Annotated in this window: 14 protein-coding genes; 9 read left to right on the top strand and 5 right to left on the bottom strand. The window is 41.7% G+C overall.

Annotated features, from left to right (window positions below; all coding sequences use genetic code 11):
• Positions 1–58 precede the first annotated feature (58 nt).
• The 3 genes from BV214_RS09270 to guaA all read right to left on the bottom strand — a co-directional run bounded on the left by BV214_RS09270 (position 59) and on the right by guaA (position 4,302).
• Positions 59–463: an OsmC family protein gene (locus BV214_RS09270; RefSeq protein WP_086477219.1), complete on the bottom strand. Its 405-nt coding sequence runs from the start codon at positions 461–463 to the stop codon at positions 59–61.
• 2 nt (positions 464–465) lie between these two features.
• On the bottom strand, positions 466–2,646 hold the full coding sequence (locus BV214_RS09265) for a LysM peptidoglycan-binding domain-containing protein (protein WP_245806769.1): 2,181 nt from the start codon (positions 2,644–2,646) through the stop codon (positions 466–468).
• A 123-nt stretch (positions 2,647–2,769) separates the two neighbouring features.
• On the bottom strand, positions 2,770–4,302 hold the full coding sequence (gene guaA, locus BV214_RS09260) for a glutamine-hydrolyzing GMP synthase (RefSeq protein ID WP_086477217.1): 1,533 nt from the start codon (positions 4,300–4,302) through the stop codon (positions 2,770–2,772).
• A gap of 323 nt (positions 4,303–4,625) precedes the next feature.
• On the opposite strand from guaA, the gene BV214_RS09255 reads away from it, so the two are divergent.
• Positions 4,626–5,171: a pyridoxamine 5'-phosphate oxidase family protein gene (locus tag BV214_RS09255; RefSeq protein ID WP_086477216.1), complete on the top strand. Its 546-nt coding sequence runs from the start codon at positions 4,626–4,628 to the stop codon at positions 5,169–5,171.
• 17 nt (positions 5,172–5,188) lie between these two features.
• On the opposite strand, the gene BV214_RS09250 is transcribed toward BV214_RS09255, so the two are convergent.
• Positions 5,189–6,559: a pyridoxal phosphate-dependent decarboxylase family protein gene (locus BV214_RS09250; RefSeq protein ID WP_086477316.1), complete on the bottom strand. Its 1,371-nt coding sequence runs from the start codon at positions 6,557–6,559 to the stop codon at positions 5,189–5,191.
• Between the two features lie 76 nt (positions 6,560–6,635).
• Positions 6,636–8,237: a bacillithiol biosynthesis cysteine-adding enzyme BshC gene (bshC, locus tag BV214_RS09245; RefSeq protein ID WP_086477215.1), complete on the bottom strand. Its 1,602-nt coding sequence runs from the start codon at positions 8,235–8,237 to the stop codon at positions 6,636–6,638.
• Positions 8,238–8,454: 217 nt separating this feature from the next.
• Here bshC and BV214_RS09240 point away from each other — a divergent pair, with 217 nt between their 5' ends.
• The 8 genes from BV214_RS09240 to BV214_RS09205 all read left to right on the top strand — a co-directional run bounded on the left by BV214_RS09240 (position 8,455) and on the right by BV214_RS09205 (position 20,517).
• Positions 8,455–10,902 (top strand): M14 family zinc carboxypeptidase, encoded by a 2,448-nt coding sequence (locus BV214_RS09240; protein ID WP_086477214.1) that lies wholly within the window; start codon positions 8,455–8,457, stop codon positions 10,900–10,902.
• Positions 10,903–10,925: 23 nt separating this feature from the next.
• Positions 10,926–12,293 (top strand): aldehyde dehydrogenase, encoded by a 1,368-nt coding sequence (locus BV214_RS09235; protein ID WP_086477213.1) that lies wholly within the window; start codon positions 10,926–10,928, stop codon positions 12,291–12,293.
• A complete protein-coding gene (locus tag BV214_RS09230; RefSeq protein WP_086477212.1) occupies positions 12,269–13,417 on the top strand; it encodes a Gfo/Idh/MocA family protein in 1,149 nt (382 codons plus the stop codon). The genes BV214_RS09235 and BV214_RS09230 overlap by 25 nt, the downstream gene beginning before the upstream one ends.
• A 205-nt stretch (positions 13,418–13,622) precedes the next feature.
• Positions 13,623–14,075, top strand: a complete 453-nt coding sequence (locus tag BV214_RS09225; RefSeq protein ID WP_086477315.1) for a DUF1569 domain-containing protein — start codon at positions 13,623–13,625, stop codon at positions 14,073–14,075.
• A 147-nt stretch (positions 14,076–14,222) separates the two neighbouring features.
• The gene (locus tag BV214_RS09220; RefSeq protein ID WP_086477211.1) at positions 14,223–16,319 is read left to right on the top strand and encodes a glycoside hydrolase family 20 zincin-like fold domain-containing protein; all 2,097 of its coding nucleotides are present in this window, start codon (positions 14,223–14,225) and stop codon (positions 16,317–16,319) included.
• A gap of 139 nt (positions 16,320–16,458) precedes the next feature.
• Positions 16,459–17,187, top strand: a complete 729-nt coding sequence (gene rluF, locus BV214_RS09215; protein ID WP_086477210.1) for a 23S rRNA pseudouridine(2604) synthase RluF — start codon at positions 16,459–16,461, stop codon at positions 17,185–17,187.
• 33 nt (positions 17,188–17,220) lie between these two features.
• On the top strand, positions 17,221–18,765 hold the full coding sequence (locus BV214_RS09210; RefSeq protein WP_086477209.1) for a carbon-nitrogen hydrolase family protein: 1,545 nt from the start codon (positions 17,221–17,223) through the stop codon (positions 18,763–18,765).
• A gap of 432 nt (positions 18,766–19,197) precedes the next feature.
• On the top strand, positions 19,198–20,517 hold the full coding sequence (locus tag BV214_RS09205) for a carboxypeptidase-like regulatory domain-containing protein (RefSeq protein ID WP_086477208.1): 1,320 nt from the start codon (positions 19,198–19,200) through the stop codon (positions 20,515–20,517).
• Positions 20,518–20,600: the final 83 nt, after the last annotated feature.

Genomic DNA, 20,600 nt, shown 5'->3' with positions numbered 1-20,600 from the left:
CAATGCAATTAAAGCGCATGGAGGTTTCCCCTTAAAGAAAATGTGATTAAATAAGTATTTAGAGCACCCAATTAAAGGAAATATTCCTAACAATATCTGGATGAAGGCTATAGTGAACCGGGCAGGTCCGGGCAGTATGCTCCAATATTTTCCTGTTTTTATCGGAAATATCTTTGGGCAAATTAAAGTTCACATCTATCCTTACAATCCGCCTAGGGTCTGCTTCCATAAATTTGGTTACTTCCGCAACGGAATCTATAAGATTTACCTCTAGGTCTCTTGCTTTTATCCCCATTACGGAAAACATACAACTTGCCAAGCCGGTAGCTATGGTATCCGTAGGCGAAAAAGCCTGCCCAAGTCCATGGTTATCCAAGGGCGCATCGGTAACAAATTTATTACCCGATAGCAGGTGCTCACAATTTGTTCTTAAATCTCCTAAATAGGTTACTTTGGAAGTCATATTTATTCTGTTATTTCTACCACTTTCATATCCTGGAATCCCATAATATAAGCGGCATTATTAAAATACCCGGAGTTGATTTTCTGAACGTAATCAAACTTATTACCCGTATATTCCGTACCTCCTATAAGTTTGGAGGCATCCATCAAATTGTTTTTATAGGCTAATTTCAATAAAAGGTCGTAGGCAATATCAAAACCTCTAACCGCATACATATCCGGTTCTGCTCCAAACTTAGCCCTGTAGGCCCTAGTAAATGAATTGTTCCCCACTTCCCGGGATGCGGAAGGATAGGTAAACCTTAAATTAGACATATGTGAGTAGGACACTACCTCATTGTCGAATGCTACATTTTTATTAGTAGTAAATAGCCTGATCGTTACCTTATCACTTATAAAGGAATTCAGCAAGGATGCCACATGGTGCACCACATTGGCTTGATTTGTTTCCAAGAAAACAAAGTTTTCGGTTTTATCCGATAGGGAAGCGGAAATCTGATCGATATTTAAAGTTCTATCTTCCTTTAAGGTCAGCGTAGTAGCCCCAGGAAACTTTCTAAGTAAAGTGGCCTCAGTATTCTTATTTTGTGAATCGGCGATAACTATAATCTTTTGATCCGTTCTATTATTGGAAACATAATCCAATAGCTGATCCTGCATTACCGCTCTAGAAGGTAGGGCAAAAAACACATTGCTTAAGCTTAAGTCGCTACCCTCTGCCAACGGAGCTACCACCGGCACCTTATAGTTAGCAGCCTGCAAAGCTACCTCCTTAACAGACTCCGGATCTAGTGGTCCAAATATAGCAGAGACCCCATGAAGGTTTTCTCGTTGTACAATAGCCTTGGTACGATTTCTACTAAGCTCTGTGTCATAGGTTTTCACCTCCACCGAAACCCCCAATTTGGCCAGAGAATCGATAGCAATTAACGCCCCCGAATACAACCCGAGGCTATACCTTACATCTTTCCTTTTCTGAATGGCATTGGTTACAGAAACGGTATCATTTAAATTGAGCCTATCTAGCCTAAAAGGCAGTAAAAACATCAATTTTGGACTATAGAGCGGATTAATACTATCTACCATATTGATTCTATCGAGAATAAGGGCATTTTTCACCTCAAAATTCCCGGTTTGGTCCTTTGGCAGCTTCAAGATCATCCCCGCTTTCAATCCATTTTTTAGGTCGGGATTCAACTCCAACAATTCCCTATAGGTAAGTCCTAATTTTCGGGTAAGTGAAAATTCGGTTTGCTTTGGCTTTACTTCGTAAAAATTGTAATTCTCCGTATTTACTGCGTTCGTAAGCCCGGATTTCACGGGGATCTGAAGTACCATCCCCTCTTTTAATCCACCTCGTTCGCTAATTTGGGGGTTTAATTTTACAATTTCCTCTGCAGTAACTCCAAACTTTTTCTCCAAACTATAAAAGGTCTGTTTTGGAGGAACCGTATAGGAGGTATACAATTGGGTTTGTTGATTCTTGATTTTCCCTTTTATAAGTTTAGGCACCAAGAGCTCTTGCCCAGTGGCCAAATAATCGGTGGTTTTGGAAAGGTCTGGATTTAAGACCAACAGACTATCCAAGGTAATACCGTATCTATAGGCGATACTCCACCTAGTCTCTTTTGGCTGTACGGAATGAATTTCGAAATCCTCTTCCAAATATTCTACCTCTGGCTCCCTTTCTTTCCTGTATTTGGGAATCTTAAGAGTCATACCTTTTTTCAACTGAACCGAATACAACTCCCTATTATACCGCTTAATATCGTTTTCGCTAACCTGATATTTTTTAGCAATACCGTAGAGTGTTTCCCTTCTTCTGGTTCTATGCGATATAAACCCAACCGGGTCTGGTCTTCCTTTTTCTACATCTTCCCCCTGCATTTTCTCCAACAAGGCACCTATCCTACTTTCCTCTTCCGCATCTTTTTGCACAACGGGTCCTTGGGGCGTTTCCCCCATCGGAATAACAAGGATAGTATTGGTACTTATTGGCTGACCTTTTTTTACCTCCTTATTGTATTTTAAAATACCAAGTTCAGAAACCTTGTATTGTTTTGCAATACTCTCCAATGTCTCCCCTTTCTTCACAGAATGGGTGGTGAATTTTTGTGCAACAGCACCTACCCCAACCAATAGAAGGAGCATGGTCATACATATTGCTTTTGTAGTTAATTTCACTATCCTGGATTTTATAGATTAAACGCAATTAGACACCATTTGGCAAAGGTCATTTTACCGCAACTAATGACATTGCATAATAAAATGACCTCCAAATATAGGTTTATTCTTCCTAACTAGATCCTATTCCCACTCAATGGTTGCCGGTGGCTTGGAACTAATATCGTATACAACCCTATTTACCCCTCGCACCTTATTGATGATGTCGTTGGAGGTTTTTTGTAAAAACTCATAAGGTAAGTTCACCCAATCTGCTGTCATCCCGTCCGTACTTTCAACGGCTCTCAATGCTACACATTTCTCATAGGTACGCTCATCTCCCATTACCCCTACACTATTTACGGGTAGAAGCATGGCACCTGCTTGCCAAACCTTGTCATAAAGACCCCATTCTTTGAGTCCGTTTATGAAAATGGCATCCACTTCCTGAAGGATAGCAACCTTTTCTCGGGTAATATCCCCCAAAATACGTATTGCCAATCCAGGTCCTGGAAAAGGATGTCTTCCCAACAATTCTTTATCTATACCCAAGCTAGCACCTACTCTTCTCACCTCATCCTTAAACAACATTCTCAAGGGCTCTACCACCTTCAGTTTCATATAATCTGGCAATCCGCCCACATTATGGTGACTTTTAATGGTTGCAGATGGTCCTCCTGTGGCAGAAACCGATTCAATAACATCTGGATAGATGGTTCCTTGCGCCAACCATTTGGCATCTTCTACCTTGTGGGATTCATCGTCAAAAACCTCTACAAACACCCTACCAATCGTTTTTCTTTTGGCCTCTGGGTCACTTACTCCTCCTAAATTATCCAAAAAGCGTGCCGAAGCGTCTACTCCTTTAACATTTAATCCCATTCCTTCGTACTGATCCAGTACCGCCTGGAATTCATTTTTACGAAGTAATCCGTTGTTTACAAAGATACAGTGTAAGTGTTTCCCAATTGCCTTATGCAAGAGAACTGCTGCTACTGTGGAATCTACCCCACCAGAAAGTCCTAGGATCACCTTTTCGTCTCCTATTTTCTCCTTTAATTGAGCTACTGTGGTCTCCACAAAGGAATCTGGAGTCCATGATTGCTCTAAACCGGCAATATGAACTAGGAAGTTCTCTAATAGTTGCTTTCCGTCCGTTGTGTGATAAACCTCTGGGTGGAATTGGATTCCGTAGGTTTCCTCTCCGTCTATTTTATAGGCAGCATTTTCCACATCGGGAGTACTGGCCAATCTAGTGGAATTAGCAGGTAGTTCTTTTATGGTATCGCTATGGCTCATCCATACCTGGCTTCCTTCTGAAATTCCGTCGAAAAACGACTCTTTATGATTGATGAACGATAGCGTTGCTCTACCGTATTCCCGAGTACTGGAAGGAGCTACCTTTCCTCCGTTGTGATGTGCCAAATACTGAGCTCCATAACAAACTGCCAAAAGTGGCTTCTTGCCTTTTATCTGGGACAGGTCCGGATTGGGAGCATCTTCAGCCCTAACTGAAAACGGGGACCCAGAAAGAATCACGGCCTTATACTCCGATAAATCTTCGGGTAAATGGTTGTACGGTTTAATTTCGCAGAAAATATTAAGCTCCCTAACTCTTCTAGCAATGAGCTGTGTATACTGGGAACCAAAATCTAAAATGAGGACGTTATTTTGCATGGGCAAAAATAGTAATTTGAAAAATTTAGAAAAACATGTTTAATAGATATTTATGAAAACCATCATAAATGAGGGCAAAAATACCTATTTAATTTACATCTATCCTGATTAATTAAAACAATATGGCCTAAATATACAGATGCCCAACCAATGTAAACGGGCAAACTTGCTACTGTATACCTAAACCTCCTTTTAGATTCTATGGGAAAAAATTTTCACTAAGAAGCTCCCCTCCTCAGCCTCCATGGATACTACTGAAAAATAAAAAGCAGTTTATAATCAACTTTTTATTTTTAACTTTATTTCCACAAACAACAAACATCATGGGAACGGATTACTTTGAGCAGATTAGTCAGGAACTACTAAAAGGCCCTACTGAAAAGGACCATCCTTTTAGATACTTCACCTTTGCCACCGTGGGCCTAGACCATGTAGCACGACTCCGCACCGTGGTAATGCGAGAGGTAGATAGTGATTTAAACATTATTTTTTTTACGGATAAACGCTCAAAAAAAATCACCCATATCAAAGAAAACAACAAAGTAAGCCTCCTCCTTTATCATCCCGAAAAACTAATGCAACTTAGGATAGAGGGAATAGCTGATTTTAAAAGTGATGAAGCCACCAAGAAAGCTTATTGGAGTTCCATCCCAGAGCTGGCTAAAAAAGAATACACCACCCTTAAATCGCCCGGAAGCACCATAGCAAGTCCGGGCAAGTTGGAGTACCTCCCCTCGGAAAATCATTTTTGTATTGTGAAGATCACCCCCTTTAAAATAGAATACTTACAGTTAGGAATACCCGACCACACCCGCGTCTTCTTCTCAAAACTAGACTACGGATGGGAAGGCGAATTTTTGGTTCCCTAGTGTTTTTTATCGTTGCCCTATTCCATGGACTCCAAGATCATGGCAATATCCTCTTGGGTGGTTGCGGGGTTAATAAAGCAAAACCTAGCTACCGTTTCAAACTTCCCTGCTATTTTATATTTAGTAGGCGTCACCAGCGCAAATCCCTCCCGATGGTTTTTGTACGTCCAGCCCCTATAATCCTGTGCGGTCCACCCCACCCTTCTAAAGAGCACGCATGAGAGGCTGGGATCTCTTACTAATTCTACCAATGGGTTTTTGGTAATTAATTCTCCAGCTATTTGAGCCAACTCCATTCCCCGCTCCACTGCCCACGCGTATTTATCAGTACCGTGAACGGCTAATGAAAACCAGAGCGGCAAGCCCCGAACCCTACGGGTAAGCTGTATTTGATAATCGGAAGGATTAAATCCGCGAGCCCCTTCGTCATTAAAAATTTCCAAATAGGATCCCTCTTGAGAGTGTGCTTCCTTGGCAAGTTCTGGTTGCTTATACAAAATAGCACCGCAATCATAGGGAGAAAAAAGCCATTTATGCGGGTCAATGGTAATACTATCTGCTTTTTCCAAGCCCTTAAACAGAGGTCTAGCCTTTTCGGATGCCAAAGCCCCTCCCCCATAGGCAGCATCTACATGAAACCAAAGATGCTCCTCCTCACATAGCTTACCTATGCCCCAAAGGTCATCTATAATTCCTGCATTGGTTGTACCTCCAGTAGCTACTATGGCAAACAAACGCTGACGCTCTAATGGGTCTAGGGAGGCTATTTTTTCCTGAAGGGCCTTCGCGGTCATCTCTTCTTCCGTCTCCACCAAAAGCACATCACAATCTATCACCTTCGCCATTGCTTTAACGGAAGAGTGGGCACCGCTAGAAGTAATAATAATCCCTTTCTTATTCCGATTATCTGGATTTTTCCGCCAATATTCCCGCGCCGTTACCATGGCCGAGAGATTGGCTGCGGTACCTCCACTAGTGAACACCCCAAAGGCTCCACTTGGCAAACCCGTTAAGGACACCAACCATTTCATGGCCTCGTTTTCACAAAATATTCCACCAGCCCCTTCCATCCAATAAGCACCGTGGATGCTAGATGCCGAAGTAACCAGATCGAACATTACGGCAGCCTTGGTTGGGGATGCCGGCACAAATGCCAAATGCCTGGGATGGTCTATAGGAACGGTGGCCTTTAGCAGTTCATCCTTAAACAGATTAAAGGCTTTCTCGCCCCCTATTCCCAAAGGTGTAATGGTTTCCCCTACCAAGGCTTTTAACTCCTCCTCTTTTTTGGGCTTCCCCAATTCTGGAGCAGGATGAGTGAGTCTACCAATGGCATATTTCATGACATCCAAGGTCATTTCTACCATTTCAAAATCTACTTTGTGCATGGACATAGTGCGTATGTTTTTTTTAAAGTATCCTACCTGTTACAATGTTTTATTTGAGATTAAGGAAGCCCTAGGACTAATCCATTTTCACAATGGTAAAATCCCCCGATAATGGGTTAAGTGCCTCCATTAAACTGGGAATTAACCGCTCTCCATACTCCAAATAAAGCTCGGAAAAATTGAGATTCCTTTCCTGAAGGGATTTATTTGGGAAAAGTTGGTTCTGAATATCCGTAATGCGGACCACCTGATTCTGCAATTTTCGTTTTTGCGCTTTTAGCAATCTTTTCTCCAGATGATCCAAGCCTTTAAGCTGCTTCACCTCTTGTGCCTTCACCGCACCCAAAAACGAGGCATCGGTTTTTTCGGCCAAATTATACATCTCTTTAAACTGCTGAATTAAATGCTCCCTTTGAGGCGTGAAATCGATATCGATATTAGAAATCTCACGAATTTTCTTATTGATAAAACTGTTTTGATCCAAAAACAAATCTTCAATGGAAATATGTAAGCTCTCCAATTTCCCACATTGCTTGGCAGTGATCACCAAAGCTGAATTTCGCAGCAACAGCATGGGAAAGGTCACCCCCATATCCTTAAACATGGCCTCTAACTGCAACCAATACGCCAATTCCCCACCACCACCTATATAACATAGATTGGGCAATACCACCTCTTGATACAAGGGTCTGGACAACACATTGGGCGAAAATCTTTCTGGATACGCCTTTAGCTCTTCCAGAATTTCTTCCTTGCTAAACCGGATCTTTGTATCCATCACAAAATACCTCCCGTCTTGCTCTACTATGCGCTGGCGAACGCCATCGATAAGATAAAAATAATTGATTTCCCGTGGGTTTACCTGAACGCCATAATTTTTGCCCAAGGCTTCTAAGTTGGCTATGGTTTTCTGAACCATCTTATGGGTACGCTGCTCCAACAAATCTTTTTCCACATAGGGAATAAGTAGATTTTTTAATTGGGGGTTGTTCCCGTCTATAATCACCAAGCCATATTCCCCAAATAGTTCATTGGCCAGGTAGCGGGTAGCGTCATCCAAGGTTGTATGCTCCAAATAGGCTTTTCTAAACCATTCCTTTAGTTTATTGGCATTGATACTATTTCCCATCTCATTGGAAAACGCATCGCAAATTGCCTGCAAGCCCTCGGTATTTAACTGTCCTACTGCTCCCGAAGCCTCTTTGTTCCACTGTAATTTCTTCCCTTTAAAGTTAAAGTAATTGATCTCCTCAAAATCGTGATCCTCAGTAGCCATCCAGTATACCGGTACAAAATCATTTTCCGGATACGCCCTTTTTAGGGATTTGGTCAGGTTAATTGTAGTAATAATCTTATATAAAAAATATAAAGGACCGGTAAATAAGTTTAATTGATGCCCTGTAACTACGGTAAAGGTCGATTTTTCCTTTAATAATAAGATATTGGTCTCCGTGCCGCTAGATATTTTGAAATTTTCATATTGCCCCATTAACACCTCGGTTAACACCTTTCTATTGGCCAGGGGAAAGTTGGATTTCTCCTTGATTTGAGCTTTAAATTCACCAAGCTCGGGCTTTCTATTGTAAAAGGGATCTAGATCAGGAGTCCCCTCCAAATAATCGCATATTAAATTAGAAAAATAACCGGTCTTTTTAAAGGGTATGCCTTTTACATCCATAAATTAGTGGTAATTGCTTGGGTAAAGATAGGGGTAACCCTATTTTTCAAGTCCTAAAAATACGTTAAGAAGTTTAATTAACCATTTTATACGGACTTTTTCATTTTTTGGTTCGGTTAGCCATTATTTTATGTAGGTATATCTAACATGTATCTGCAGAATATCAGCATTATTCCTTAGTTTTGGTTTCGAGCTATTCAATACCGATTTTTTTAATATGAAAAGACTATTCTTCTCGCTACTGTTTTTAGTAGCTACAGTAGGCATTGCACAAGAAATACAATCGCCTTCCCAGTTTTTGGGCTATGAATTGGGTACTGCCTTTACAAGACACCATAGGGTGGTAGATTACTACAACTATCTTGCCTCAACGGCCCCAGATCGGGTACAGCTAGTAGAGTATGGAGTAACCTACGAACAAAGACCATTGATCTTGGCCTATGTTTCTAGCCCAGGGAATATGAGTAATTTAGAAGCCATCCAGGAAGCACACATAAACAATACCAAGGGTGGAGATTTGGCCGAAAAGGCCATAGTATGGTTAAGCTATAACGTACACGGAAACGAAAGTGTAAGCACGGAGACCTCCATGCAGACCATCTATGAGTTATTAACCCAAAAAAAGGACTATTTAGAGGATACCGTAGTAATTATGGATCCTTGCATGAATCCTGATGGGCGCGATAGGTATGTAAACTGGTATTATCAAAATAAAAATACCCCTCACCAACCAGATCCCAACAGCAAGGAACACCACGAGGCTTGGCTTAGCGGACGATCTAACCACTATATGTTCGACCTAAATAGGGATTGGGCCTGGCTTACACAAAAAGAAAGTCAGCAACGCATAAAGATCTTCAACCAATGGCTCCCGCATATCCATGTAGATTTTCATGAACAGGGTGTAGACAACCCCTATTTCTTTGCTCCAGCTGCAGAGCCTTATCACGAAGTGGTGACCGATTTTCAGCGCGACTTCCAATCGGTTATCGGGAAAAACCATGCAAAATATTTTGATGCCAACGGCTGGTTTTATTTTACCAAGGAGATTTTTGACCTATTATATCCCAGTTACGGCGACACCTACCCCACCTATAACGGGAGTATTGGTATGACCTATGAGCAAGGAGGTAGCGGACGTGCTGGCTTGGGAATAATCACTGGAATTGGGGATACCTTAACGTTAAAAGACCGTATCTCCCATCACCTTACTACTGGCTTATCTACCGTAGAGGTAGCCTCTCAAAACACCAAGCTGCTAAACGAGCAGTTTCAAAAATTCTTCAACAACACCAATTTTGAATACCAAAGCTATATTCTTAGCGGTAACCCCGATAAATTGGAAGCCCTGGGTAATTTATTGCAAGCCCATGACATTTCCTTTGGATGGGCCCAGAATGGTTCCGCCAAAGGCTTTGATTACCGGTCCGGAAAAATTAAATCGATAAAAACAACTTCCCAAAATATGGTGGTCTCTACAGACCAACTAAAGGGGACCATGGTAAAAGTACTTATGGAGCCCCATACCAAACTAAGCGATTCCCTCACCTATGATATTACCGCATGGTCTTTACCCTACGCCTATGGCTTAGATGCTGTTGCCTCTAAAACATTGGTAAAATCGGGCCCCAAAGAAGCAGCCAACAACACCTCCAATGCACTATCTAAGGATGCCTATGCCTATTTAGCGGAATGGAACAGCATGAAGGACGCCCGATTCCTGGCAGAATTATTAAAACAGGAAATAAGGGTGCGATTTGCCCAGCAGCCGTTTACCACACAAGGAAAGACCTTTAACCGAGGAAGCCTGATCATTACCCAGGCCGACAATAAAAACCATAAGAACTTTACAGCCACCTTGGAAGCCATTTCCCAAAACCATCAAATTTCCCTTACGCCTACCCCAACAGGGCTGGTGGAAAAAGGTAAGGATTTTGGTTCGAGCTTGGTGCCTATGATTACAGATGCTAAAATCGCCATTTTATCTGGCTCGCCTACCAGCACCTTACAATTTGGTGAAGTATGGCATTTCTTTGAACAACAACTAAACTATCCGGTCACAGTATTGGATGCTAGTTATTACAGCAGGGTAGACCTATCCGAATACGACGTTTTAATTTTACCCAATGGCTGGTATAGCAGCTTCTTTGACGAATCAAAACTGGAGGACCTAAAGAGTTTTGTATGCTATGGCGGAAAATTAATCGCCATGGGAGGAGCTATAAAGGGCATCAACGGTGAAAAAGGCTTTGCCATAAAAGAGAAGACGATGGAGAAAGATAGCCTCCCGAAACAATATCCCTATGAGGACTCTGAGCGGGAATACATAAAAAACAGCATTACCGGAGCCATATTTAAAACCAAGGTAGATACTACCCACCCCTTGGCATACGGCTATCCAGATTTTTACTACACCTTGAAACTGGGGAAAGACGCCTATGGAAAGCTTAAAACTGGGAATGTGGCCTATTTGGAAAAGGACAGCAATCCTATTTCGGGCTTTGCTGGTAGCGAAGCACGGAAAGAAATTAGCGAAACGCTTGTTTTTGGAGTAGAAGACCATGGAAAGGGACAAGTTATTTATATGGTAGACAATCCGCTGTTCAGAGGTTTTTGGGAAAATGGAAAACTATTTTTTGTCAATGCCCTTTTTATGGTTCAATAGAAATAAACACTAAACCGATTATCATGGATACGATCCCGGCAATTGTTACAGCTCAACGAAAATTCTTCCAAACCAATATTACCAAGGAGGTAGACTTTAGGATTTCACAATTAAAGAAGCTGGAATCATTGCTCAGGGAAAATGAGACAATGCTCCATGAGGCCATCTACACCGACTTTAAAAAATCGGCCTTTGAAAGCTATACAACCGAGATAAGCTTGCTTTATCACGATATTAAGGAGGCTATTAAAAAGCTTCCGAAGTGGTCTAAGAAAAAAAGAGTGAGGACCAATTTGGTAAATCTGCCTGCCCGATCGTATGTAATTCCAGAACCTCTGGGAGTAAGTTTAATCATTGGTGCATGGAACTACCCCTACCAATTATCCCTAGCACCGGCCATAGCGGCCATAGCTGCAGGAAATACGGTTATCCTAAAGCCCAGTGAACTTCCCGAACATACTAGCAGGGTTATGGCTAAGCTGATCAATGAAAATTTTGACCCGCATTTTTTTAGGGTTATAGAAGGTGGTGTTCCTGAAACTACGGAACTATTAAATCAAAAGTTCGATAAAATATTCTTTACCGGCAGCGTTCCCGTGGGAAAAATTGTTTATCAAGCAGCTGCAAAAAACCTAACTCCCGTAACCTTAGAGTTGGGAGGTAAGAGTCCGGCCATTATTACCGAAGATTGTGATCTAAAAATGACGGTAAAGCGATTAATCTGGGGCAAGTTTTTAAATGCTGGTCAGACTTGTATTGCGCCAGACTATGTGGCAGTACATACGTCCGTTAAAAGTGAATTTCTAGAACTGGCCAAGAAAGAAATAGAAGACTCCAAGTTTAAGGTAGAGGAAGACAACTATGTACAAATCATAAACGATGCACATGTAGCCCGACTGATTAAGTTGATAGCAACCGATAAGGTTTATACAGGCGGGAAATACAATTTGGATGCCCGAATTATTGAACCCACTATTTTAACGGATATTACTTTTGAGGACGCGATAATGCAGGATGAAATCTTTGGCCCCATCCTCCCCATATTAGAATACGATGATCTGGATGCTATCATTGCCAAAATAAAGGAACGCCCAAAGCCCTTAGCCTGCTATGTGTTTACAAAGGATAAAATGGTCAAACAAAAGGTATTGAATCAAATCTCCTTTGGAGGTGGTGCCGTTAACGATACCGTGATGCATATTACCAATAGCCATATGGGATTTGGCGGTGTTGGGGATAGCGGTATAGGAGCTTATCATGGCGAGCACGGGTTTAGAGCCTTCTCACATTACAAAGGCATCTTGGACAAGCCCACCTGGATAGAACCCAACCTAAAGTACCACCCCCATACAAAAAGCAAACTAAAATGGATAAAAAGACTGATGGGTTAAGAACACACCCTAAAACTATTGCGAGACAACTATTTCTCCTATCCTCCCTTTTTTTACTCTTAGCAATGCCATTGAGCGTACTCGGCCAATCCTCCAAGGAGCCTCTTAAACTAGGAGTGGCCGGACTCTCCCATGATCACGTTCATTGGATATTAGGCAGACCAGATCTAGGCGATGTTGAAATTGTAGGAATCGCGGAAGCAAACAAGGAGTTGGTGGCTAGACTTGCCAAACACTATGGCTTTTCCTTAGACCTTGTTTTTGACTCCTTAGAAGAGATGATCGAAGAGGTACAGCCCCAGGCTGTTGCCGCCTTTGGCAGTGTCTATGATCACCTATCCGTGGTGGAAGCCTGCGCTCCAAAAGGGGTCCATGTAATGGTAGAAAAGCCACTGGCCGTAAGCATGGAACACGCTTTAAAAATGAAGGCTTTGGCCCAAAAACATGCTATTCACCTCCTCACTAACTATGAAACCAGCTGGTACGCCACCAATCATAAAGCTTATGAGATGGTGCAGTCCCAACAATTAGGGGACTTACGGAAAATAGTAGTACACGACGGACATGAAGGACCTAAGGAAATTGGGGTGAGCAAGGAATTTTTGGAATGGCTTACCGATCCAATACTGAACGGTGCGGGAGTCTTGACAGATTTTGGCTGTTATGGAGCCAACTTGATTACTTGGCTTACAAAAGGTGATAAACCAGAGGCAGTTATGGCCCTAACCCAGTCTATAAAGCCCGATATCTATCCAAAAGTAGAGGATGAGGCCACTATTTTGTTACGTTATCCTAAAATGCAGGGCATAATCCAAGCCTCTTGGAATTGGCCTTTTTCACGGAAGGATATGGAAGTCTATGGAAGTACTGGCTACCTCATCAGCGAAAACTCCGCCGATCTAAGATTTAGATTAAAAGACCATAAAATAGAACAAAGGCAGACCCTTAATCCCCTGACCGATCCGTATAGGGATCCTTTTAGCCTATTGGTAGCAGTAATCAACAATTCCATCACCTTAGAAGACTACGACCTACCTGCCCTGGAAAACAATATGGTGGTCATGGAAATATTGGAAGCTGCAAAAGAAAGTGCCCGCACCGGGAAATGGATTTACTTGGAATAAGTTTTATTCCAGCTATTATAAGAGAGGCAACAATCTTCCTACCATAATGTTCCTAGCTTAAACTAGGGTGTATTAAGCGTACTCGATAGCGCAAGACCTTTGAGAAGCCATCTACCGATATCCCCAAAAACATAGGTTATAACCATGGCTATCGCTATCTTTGTGGGTGACCTAAATTTGGCTTAATTATTATAAGATGTATAAAATGAAAAACATATTTGATCCTAAAGTAACTGAGGAAGTTATACAAAGAATAAATGCTTTAACCGCGACCACCACCCCTAAATGGGGCAAAATGAACGTAGCTCAAATGCTTGCCCACTGCAACGTGCCCTATGAAATGGTCTATACAGACAAACATCCTAAGCCTAATTCTTTTGTTAAGTTTATGCTCAAGCTTTTTGTAAAATCGACTGTAGTAAACGAGAAGCCCTACAAGCGAAATAGCAGGACTGCACCGGCATTTATTATTGCGGATGAGAGAGATTTTGAGATCGAAAAGAATAGATTGATAGCTTACCTTAAAAAAACCCAAAAACTAGGGCAGGAACATTTTGACCAAAAAGAATCCCATTCGTTTGGTAAGCTCAACATAACGGAATGGAACAATCTATTTTACAAACACCTAAACCATCATTTGGAACAATTTGGTGTATAAGCACGTGGGGGCATCAATTTGTTAAACCTATAACATCTGCCCCCAATATGTTGTTTTGATTCCGAATCACTTGGCTAAAGTGCTATCTTTAAGGCTTAGTTTTCATCAAATTTAACCTCCTTAAAATAAATTAACCAACCTTACCCTATGAAAAGAATATCCAGTACGATCCTATTTGCTTGCACCTTACTTTTCCTTTCCTGTGTTAGCAAGGAACCAAAATCGGGCGATTTTAATCTATTGCCACAACCACAAGAATTTAACATTAGTGGATTAAGTTCCTTATCCCCTACCACAGAGCTCACTGTCAAGGCCGTGAACCAAGAAGAGCTTCCTGTACTTACACGCGGTATCTTACCGTTATCGGAAGAACTCACAGGAGAATCACAACTTACTTACCAAATTACTAGTGAGTTAGATTTGCCCTCGGAAGGCTACACCTTATCCATACTAGCCAATGGGATTAACATTAAGGCAAAAGATGAAGCGGGCCTATTCTATGCCTTTGCCACTTTGGAGCAAATCTATGAGGATGCCAAAGACCAAGACGCCAATCTACCTCTATGCCAAATTACCGACTTCCCAGAACTTTCCTTTAGGGCAGTACATATTGATGTTAAGCATCATTTAGAAACTACGGAATACTATTATGGTTTAATGAATAAATTGGCCAGTTATAAGATAAACGGAATAATTCTAGAAATAGAGGATAAATTAAAATTTAAGCGGCAACCTATCATTGCCTCAGATGATGCGTTAAGCATAGAGGAATGGAGAAAAATAAGCGACTACGCCAAGGAGCGCAATATAGCGATCAGTCCACTTGTACAAGGTTTGGGTCACGCCTCTTTTATTCTAAAGCACCCAGCGTATTATGACCTTAGGGATGACCCTAGCAGGGATTGGGCTTTCAATCCGCTAGACCCAAAAACTTACGAGGTACAATTTGACCAGTATCTGGATGCTATGGAAGCTTTCCCTCACGGACAATACCTACATGTAGGCGGCGATGAGGTTCATACTACTGGTAGAGGCAGCAAGGAACCTGCTTTAAAATTACAACTTACTTGGCTAAACAAAGTAGCTGAATTTGCGGAAGAACATGGCAGAACCCCAATTTTCTGGGATGACATGCCCTTGCAACAGGCAGATGTATACGCCCCCATGTTTAAACCCGAAATGACCGAAGAGGAAGTAAATAAGGTGTGGGAAGAAAACGAACATAAACTACTAGCGTTCTTAGACGATTTCCCTAAGAACTGCGTTTATATGCGTTGGAATTACGAAACCCCACAAGCAATTGGAAATATAAAGGCCATGCAGTGGTTTAAAGACCACGGAATGGAAGTAATGGGCGCTACCGCTGGGCAGACCCGATGGGTACTGATGCCACAAAACGACAGCAATATGGAAAGCATACGGGCATTTGCGGTAAACTCCATAGACAGTGGCTCCAAGGGATTACTACTAACCCTATGGGACGATGACTCCCCGCATTTTGAATTATATATGCGTGGCATCCTAGCCTTTGCAGAATATACTTGGGTTGGTGATAAACGCAGCAACGAAGAAATTAAAACTGCCTTTAGACAACGTGAGTACGGACACACAATGGCTGCTGCAAACAACGCCTTTATTAGCGAATTAGAAGGGCCAGTAGCTTTCTGGAAAAACGCTTTGCTAAAAGGGAACCAACGAAACTACCTAAAGTCCATGGAGAATCCGTTAGAAAAGGCACTAATAGACTTTCCCGACATGAACAACAAAGGAGAATGGAGCAAAGAGCACTCAGATCGTCTGGAAAAGGCAGAGGCATATATGAAACTTACAGACAGTATTGCTGAGAAAATTAAATTGGCCCGCGCTAAAGCCTTAAGAAACGATTACAACCTACAGGTATACGAGCAGGTAAATAACTTGGCTCAATATGGTCCTAAATTATTACTGGCACTCAAGGAATATGACGAGGCTGTAAGTCAGGATGAAATAAAGGCTTCCGCCCAAAAATTAAAAGAATTAAAATCGGGCTTTGCCTCCCTCAGAAAAGAACTGGAAGAGGTATATAGTAAAACCAGAATACTCACAAAGCCCAGTAATTATATTTTAGACCAAGACCACCACGTTCATTTGGCCAATCAATCCCTAAACTTCGATTGGCAATTTTATGCAGAGTTATTATTCTTTGATAAAATGGAAAGGGAATTGGAAAAAGAAATTCAAACGGAAGTCACGGAATCCTTATAAAAATAAGTCAAGACAACCTAGGTTTCAACCTGCAGGATAGCTAAAAATATCTTGCAGGTATATTAGGCCATATAAAAGTTTATTTCAGTATATTTCGCCTCTAAAACCCCATACTCACCAATGGGACTAAGGAGCGGACATGAAAGAGAAGGAAGGCACACGGATAAACAAATTTTTAAGTGAAATGGGCTACTGCTCTAGGAGAGCAGCAGACAAACTAATAGACCAAGGCAGGGTCACTATTAACGGTAAAGTTCCAGAAATGGGAACTAAAATTACCGAGAGCGATGAGGTACGTGTAGATGGGAAACTCATCAATGAACCCCAAGCTAAACCAGTCTATATTGCTTTTAACAAACCTATTGGAATTGTGTGTACCACAGACACCAAAAGGGAGAAGGACAATATTGTAGATTATATTAACTACCCAAGTAGAATTTTCCCCATTGGCAGACTAGATAAACCCAGTGAAGGACTAATTCTACTGACCAATGATGGCGATATTGTAAATAAGATTTTACGAGCCAGCAACAACCACGAGAAAGATTATATTGTAAGTGTAGATAAGCCCATTACCGATGAGTTTTTGGAAAAGATGAGTAACGGGGTTCCTATTTTGGGTCAAGTTACTAAGAAGTGTAAGTTGGAGAAGCTGGATAAATATGAATTTAAAATCACACTTACACAGGGCCTAAACAGGCAAATACGTCGCATGTGCGAGTATTTTGACTACAATGTAACCTCCTTGAAACGCATCCGGATCATGAACCTCCATTTGGATATTCCAGTGGGAACATGGCGCGATTTAACGGATAAGGAATTACAGGAAATACAGGCCATGATTAGTGAGTCGTCCAAAACCTCCTAAAACCTACTAAGACCCCATAATAAAAACCAGATAATGGATACTAAATTCAACCTTGAGAACATAGAAAACATAGAGTTATCCTATTTATGTCTGGACGACTATCAGGAGCTTAAAACGGCCATGATAGCCTCCTATACCACTATGCCCCATGCCTATTGGCAAGAGCACCAAATAGAAACGCTAATAAAGCAATTCCAGGAAGGACAAGTGGTTATAAAGGTGAACAATCAAATAGCGGGTTGTGCCCTTTCTATCATTATCAATTACAACGACTTTGATCACCAGCATACCTATCAGCAGATTACGGGGAATTATACCTTTAACACGCATACTGACGAGGGAGATATCCTATACGGCATAGAAGTTTTTATAAAACCGGAATTTAGGGGAATGCGATTGGGAAGGCGACTTTACGATTACCGTAAGGACCTATGTGAGCGCCTAAATTTAAAAGGGGTCGCCTTTGGCGGACGTATTCCCAACTACCATAAATATATGGACACCCTTTCCCCTAAGGATTATATAGACAAGGTAAGGAGAAAAGAGATACACGACCCCGTGCTTAATTTTCAAATTTCGAACGACTTTTATCCCACTAGGGTCTTAAAAAATTACTTAGAGGGGGATGCCGCGTCCAATGATTACGCCGTACTTTTAAAATGGGACAATATCTATTATGAAAAGGTAGTAAAAGAACCAACTACCAATAAAAGGGTAGTAAGGGTAGGATTAATACAATGGCAGATGAGGCCTTATAAAAACTTGGACGATGTACTGCAACAGGCAGAATATTTTATAGATTCCGTATCTGGTTATCGTTCCGATTTTGCCCTATTCCCAGAGTTTTTCAATGCCCCGTTAATGGCAGAGGACAACCATTTACCCGAATCTGAAGCCATCCGTAAATTGGCACAGCACACAGCTACCATTGTACAAAGGTTTTCCGAATTGGCCATCACCTACAACATCAATATTATTACCGGTAGCATGCCCGAAATGAAAGATGGCAAACTATACAATGTTGGTTACTTGTGCAAAAGGGACGGAACTAAGGAAAGTTACGAGAAATTGCATATTACCCCAGATGAGGAACGAGTGTGGGGCATGCAGGGCGGAAACCAGTTAAAAACCTTTGAGACGGACTGCGGTAAGATTGGGGTTCTAATTTGTTACGACTCCGAGTTTCCGGAACTAAGCAGACTGCTTGCAGACGAAGGCATGGATATTCTTTTTATTCCCTTCCTCACCGATACCCAGAACGGGTATTCCAGGGTGCGCAACTGTGCCCAAGCAAGAGCAATAGAAAACGAATGCTACGTGGCCATAGCAGGAAGTGTGGGTAACCTCCCCAAGGTACATAATATGGACATACAATATGCCCAATCCATGGTATTTACCCCCTGTGATTTTGCCTTTCCGGCCAATGGAATAAAGGCCGAAGCAACGCCAAATACAGAGATGATACTAATTGTAGACCTAGATTTAGACCTACTCACCGAACTGAATCAATTTGGCAGCGTCCGTAATTTAAAAGATAGAAGGAAAGATATTTTTGACCTTAAGAAATTAAATCCATAAGCAGGCACAACGCCCTAATAGAACATTTAGAGGACATATTTGGAGGCAGTGTTCATTTCACTGCCTCAACACCTCCATTCCGAAACCTGTTTTCACTCCGCATCCCTCCCCTATTTAGCCTTTTAATTTTTAGGGAATCTCACTTAAAATCACTACCTTGTATATAGGAACTTTCCCGCCCTTTAATCCGATCTGTTTTACTTAGATAGTTTGTAAATGGTATTACTAACAAGGAAATAAGAGGAATAGGCACCGCAACGATCTTCTAGGTCTCAATAGAAAGTTGAGATACGCCCCAGACACGTATGGGGATTATATATTGACATACTGAATTTAACAAGCAAGGGGGCACCAACCCTTTCAGGGTCAGTAGAGACCACTCCCAGAAAGCTAATAATAGTAAATAGCGTACCCCTCCAAAAGCGACATCCAATGAAACAGAAACTTTTCTCTTTAAGAATAGGCATCCTGGCTACCGTATTCCAGGTCCTGCTACTCCTGGGAACATCAGGACAGCTATGGGCGCAGGACCTCCCAGACCCAGAGGCTAACTTTATCAGCTATCAGGGTACGGTTATAGACAGCCAAACCAACAAACCTTTGGTATTGGCCAATATTTCCATAGAAAACACCAATATTACCACAGTGAGCAACGCAGAGGGTCAGTTCTCGTTAAAAGTCCCCAAAGACATTGTTCTGGGCAAGGTGGCCATTTCCTTTCTTGGATACGAAACCAAAATAATACCCCTGGCGCAATTAGAAGATGGAAAAAATGATATCACCCTACAAACCTCTACCATAGAACTTCCCGAAGTTAGCCTCTCTATACCAAAGGACCCCAGAAATTTAGTACGGGAAACTTTAAAGCGAAGAGGGGAGAATTATTTTGAGGACCCTACCATCATGACCGCTTTTTATAGGGAAACCATAAAAAAAAGAAGAAGAAACGTATCTCTTTCCGAAGCTGTAGTGAACATTTACAAAACCCCTTACAATACCGATCGGCAAGATGTGGTTGAACTATATAAGTCTAGAAAAAGTACGGACTACAGTAGGTTAGATACGGTGGTTTTAAAATTACAGGGCGGTCCCTTCAATGCCTTATTTGTAGATATGGTGAAATACCCACAATATATTTTCTCCGAAGACTCCTTTGATAATTATAACTTTAGCTATGAAAACTCCACCCGTATCAACGATAGATTGATCTATGTAATAAATTTTAAACAAAAAGACTATATAACCGCCCCCTTATACCAGGGAAGATTATATATAGACGGGGAAAATAAGATTCTAACAAGTGCCGTTTTCTCCCTTAACATCACGGACAGGGAAGAAGCTGCGCGGCTATTTGTCCGCAAAAAACCTGCTAAGGCCAAGGTGTGGCCAACCGACATTGCCTATAGGGTAGATTACAGGGAAAAGAACGGTCGTTGGTACTACGGGTACAGCAATGTACTTTTGGTGTTTAAGATAGATTGGGACGACAAACTTTTTAATTCCATTTACAGTATGAGCTGTGAAATGGCAGTCACAGATTGGGAAAAGAACATTTCGGGAGCATTGCCTAAATATAAAGACCGCTTAAGAACTTCCGTAATTTTAAGCGATGAGGCATCGGGCTTTGCAGATCCGGACTTTTGGGGCGAATTCAATATCATTGAACCGGAAAAATCCATAGAATCGGCCATCAGAAAAATCCAACGACAATTGAGAAGGTCAGAGTCTAGTGGCGGACCGTCTGCCCGATAAATACCAGCATAGAAATTGAAACAGGGAGGGAGCATACCAGCTAGCCCCTCCCTTTTTATATGGAAATTTGCTATTTTAGCCCA

The organism is Arenibacter amylolyticus (genome assembly GCF_002150785.1).
In the GTDB taxonomy this organism is placed as follows: Bacteria; Bacteroidota; Bacteroidia; order Flavobacteriales; family Flavobacteriaceae; genus Arenibacter; species Arenibacter amylolyticus.
Note: the sequence above shows the minus strand (reverse complement) of the source record. Positions and strands in the feature narration are given on the sequence as shown.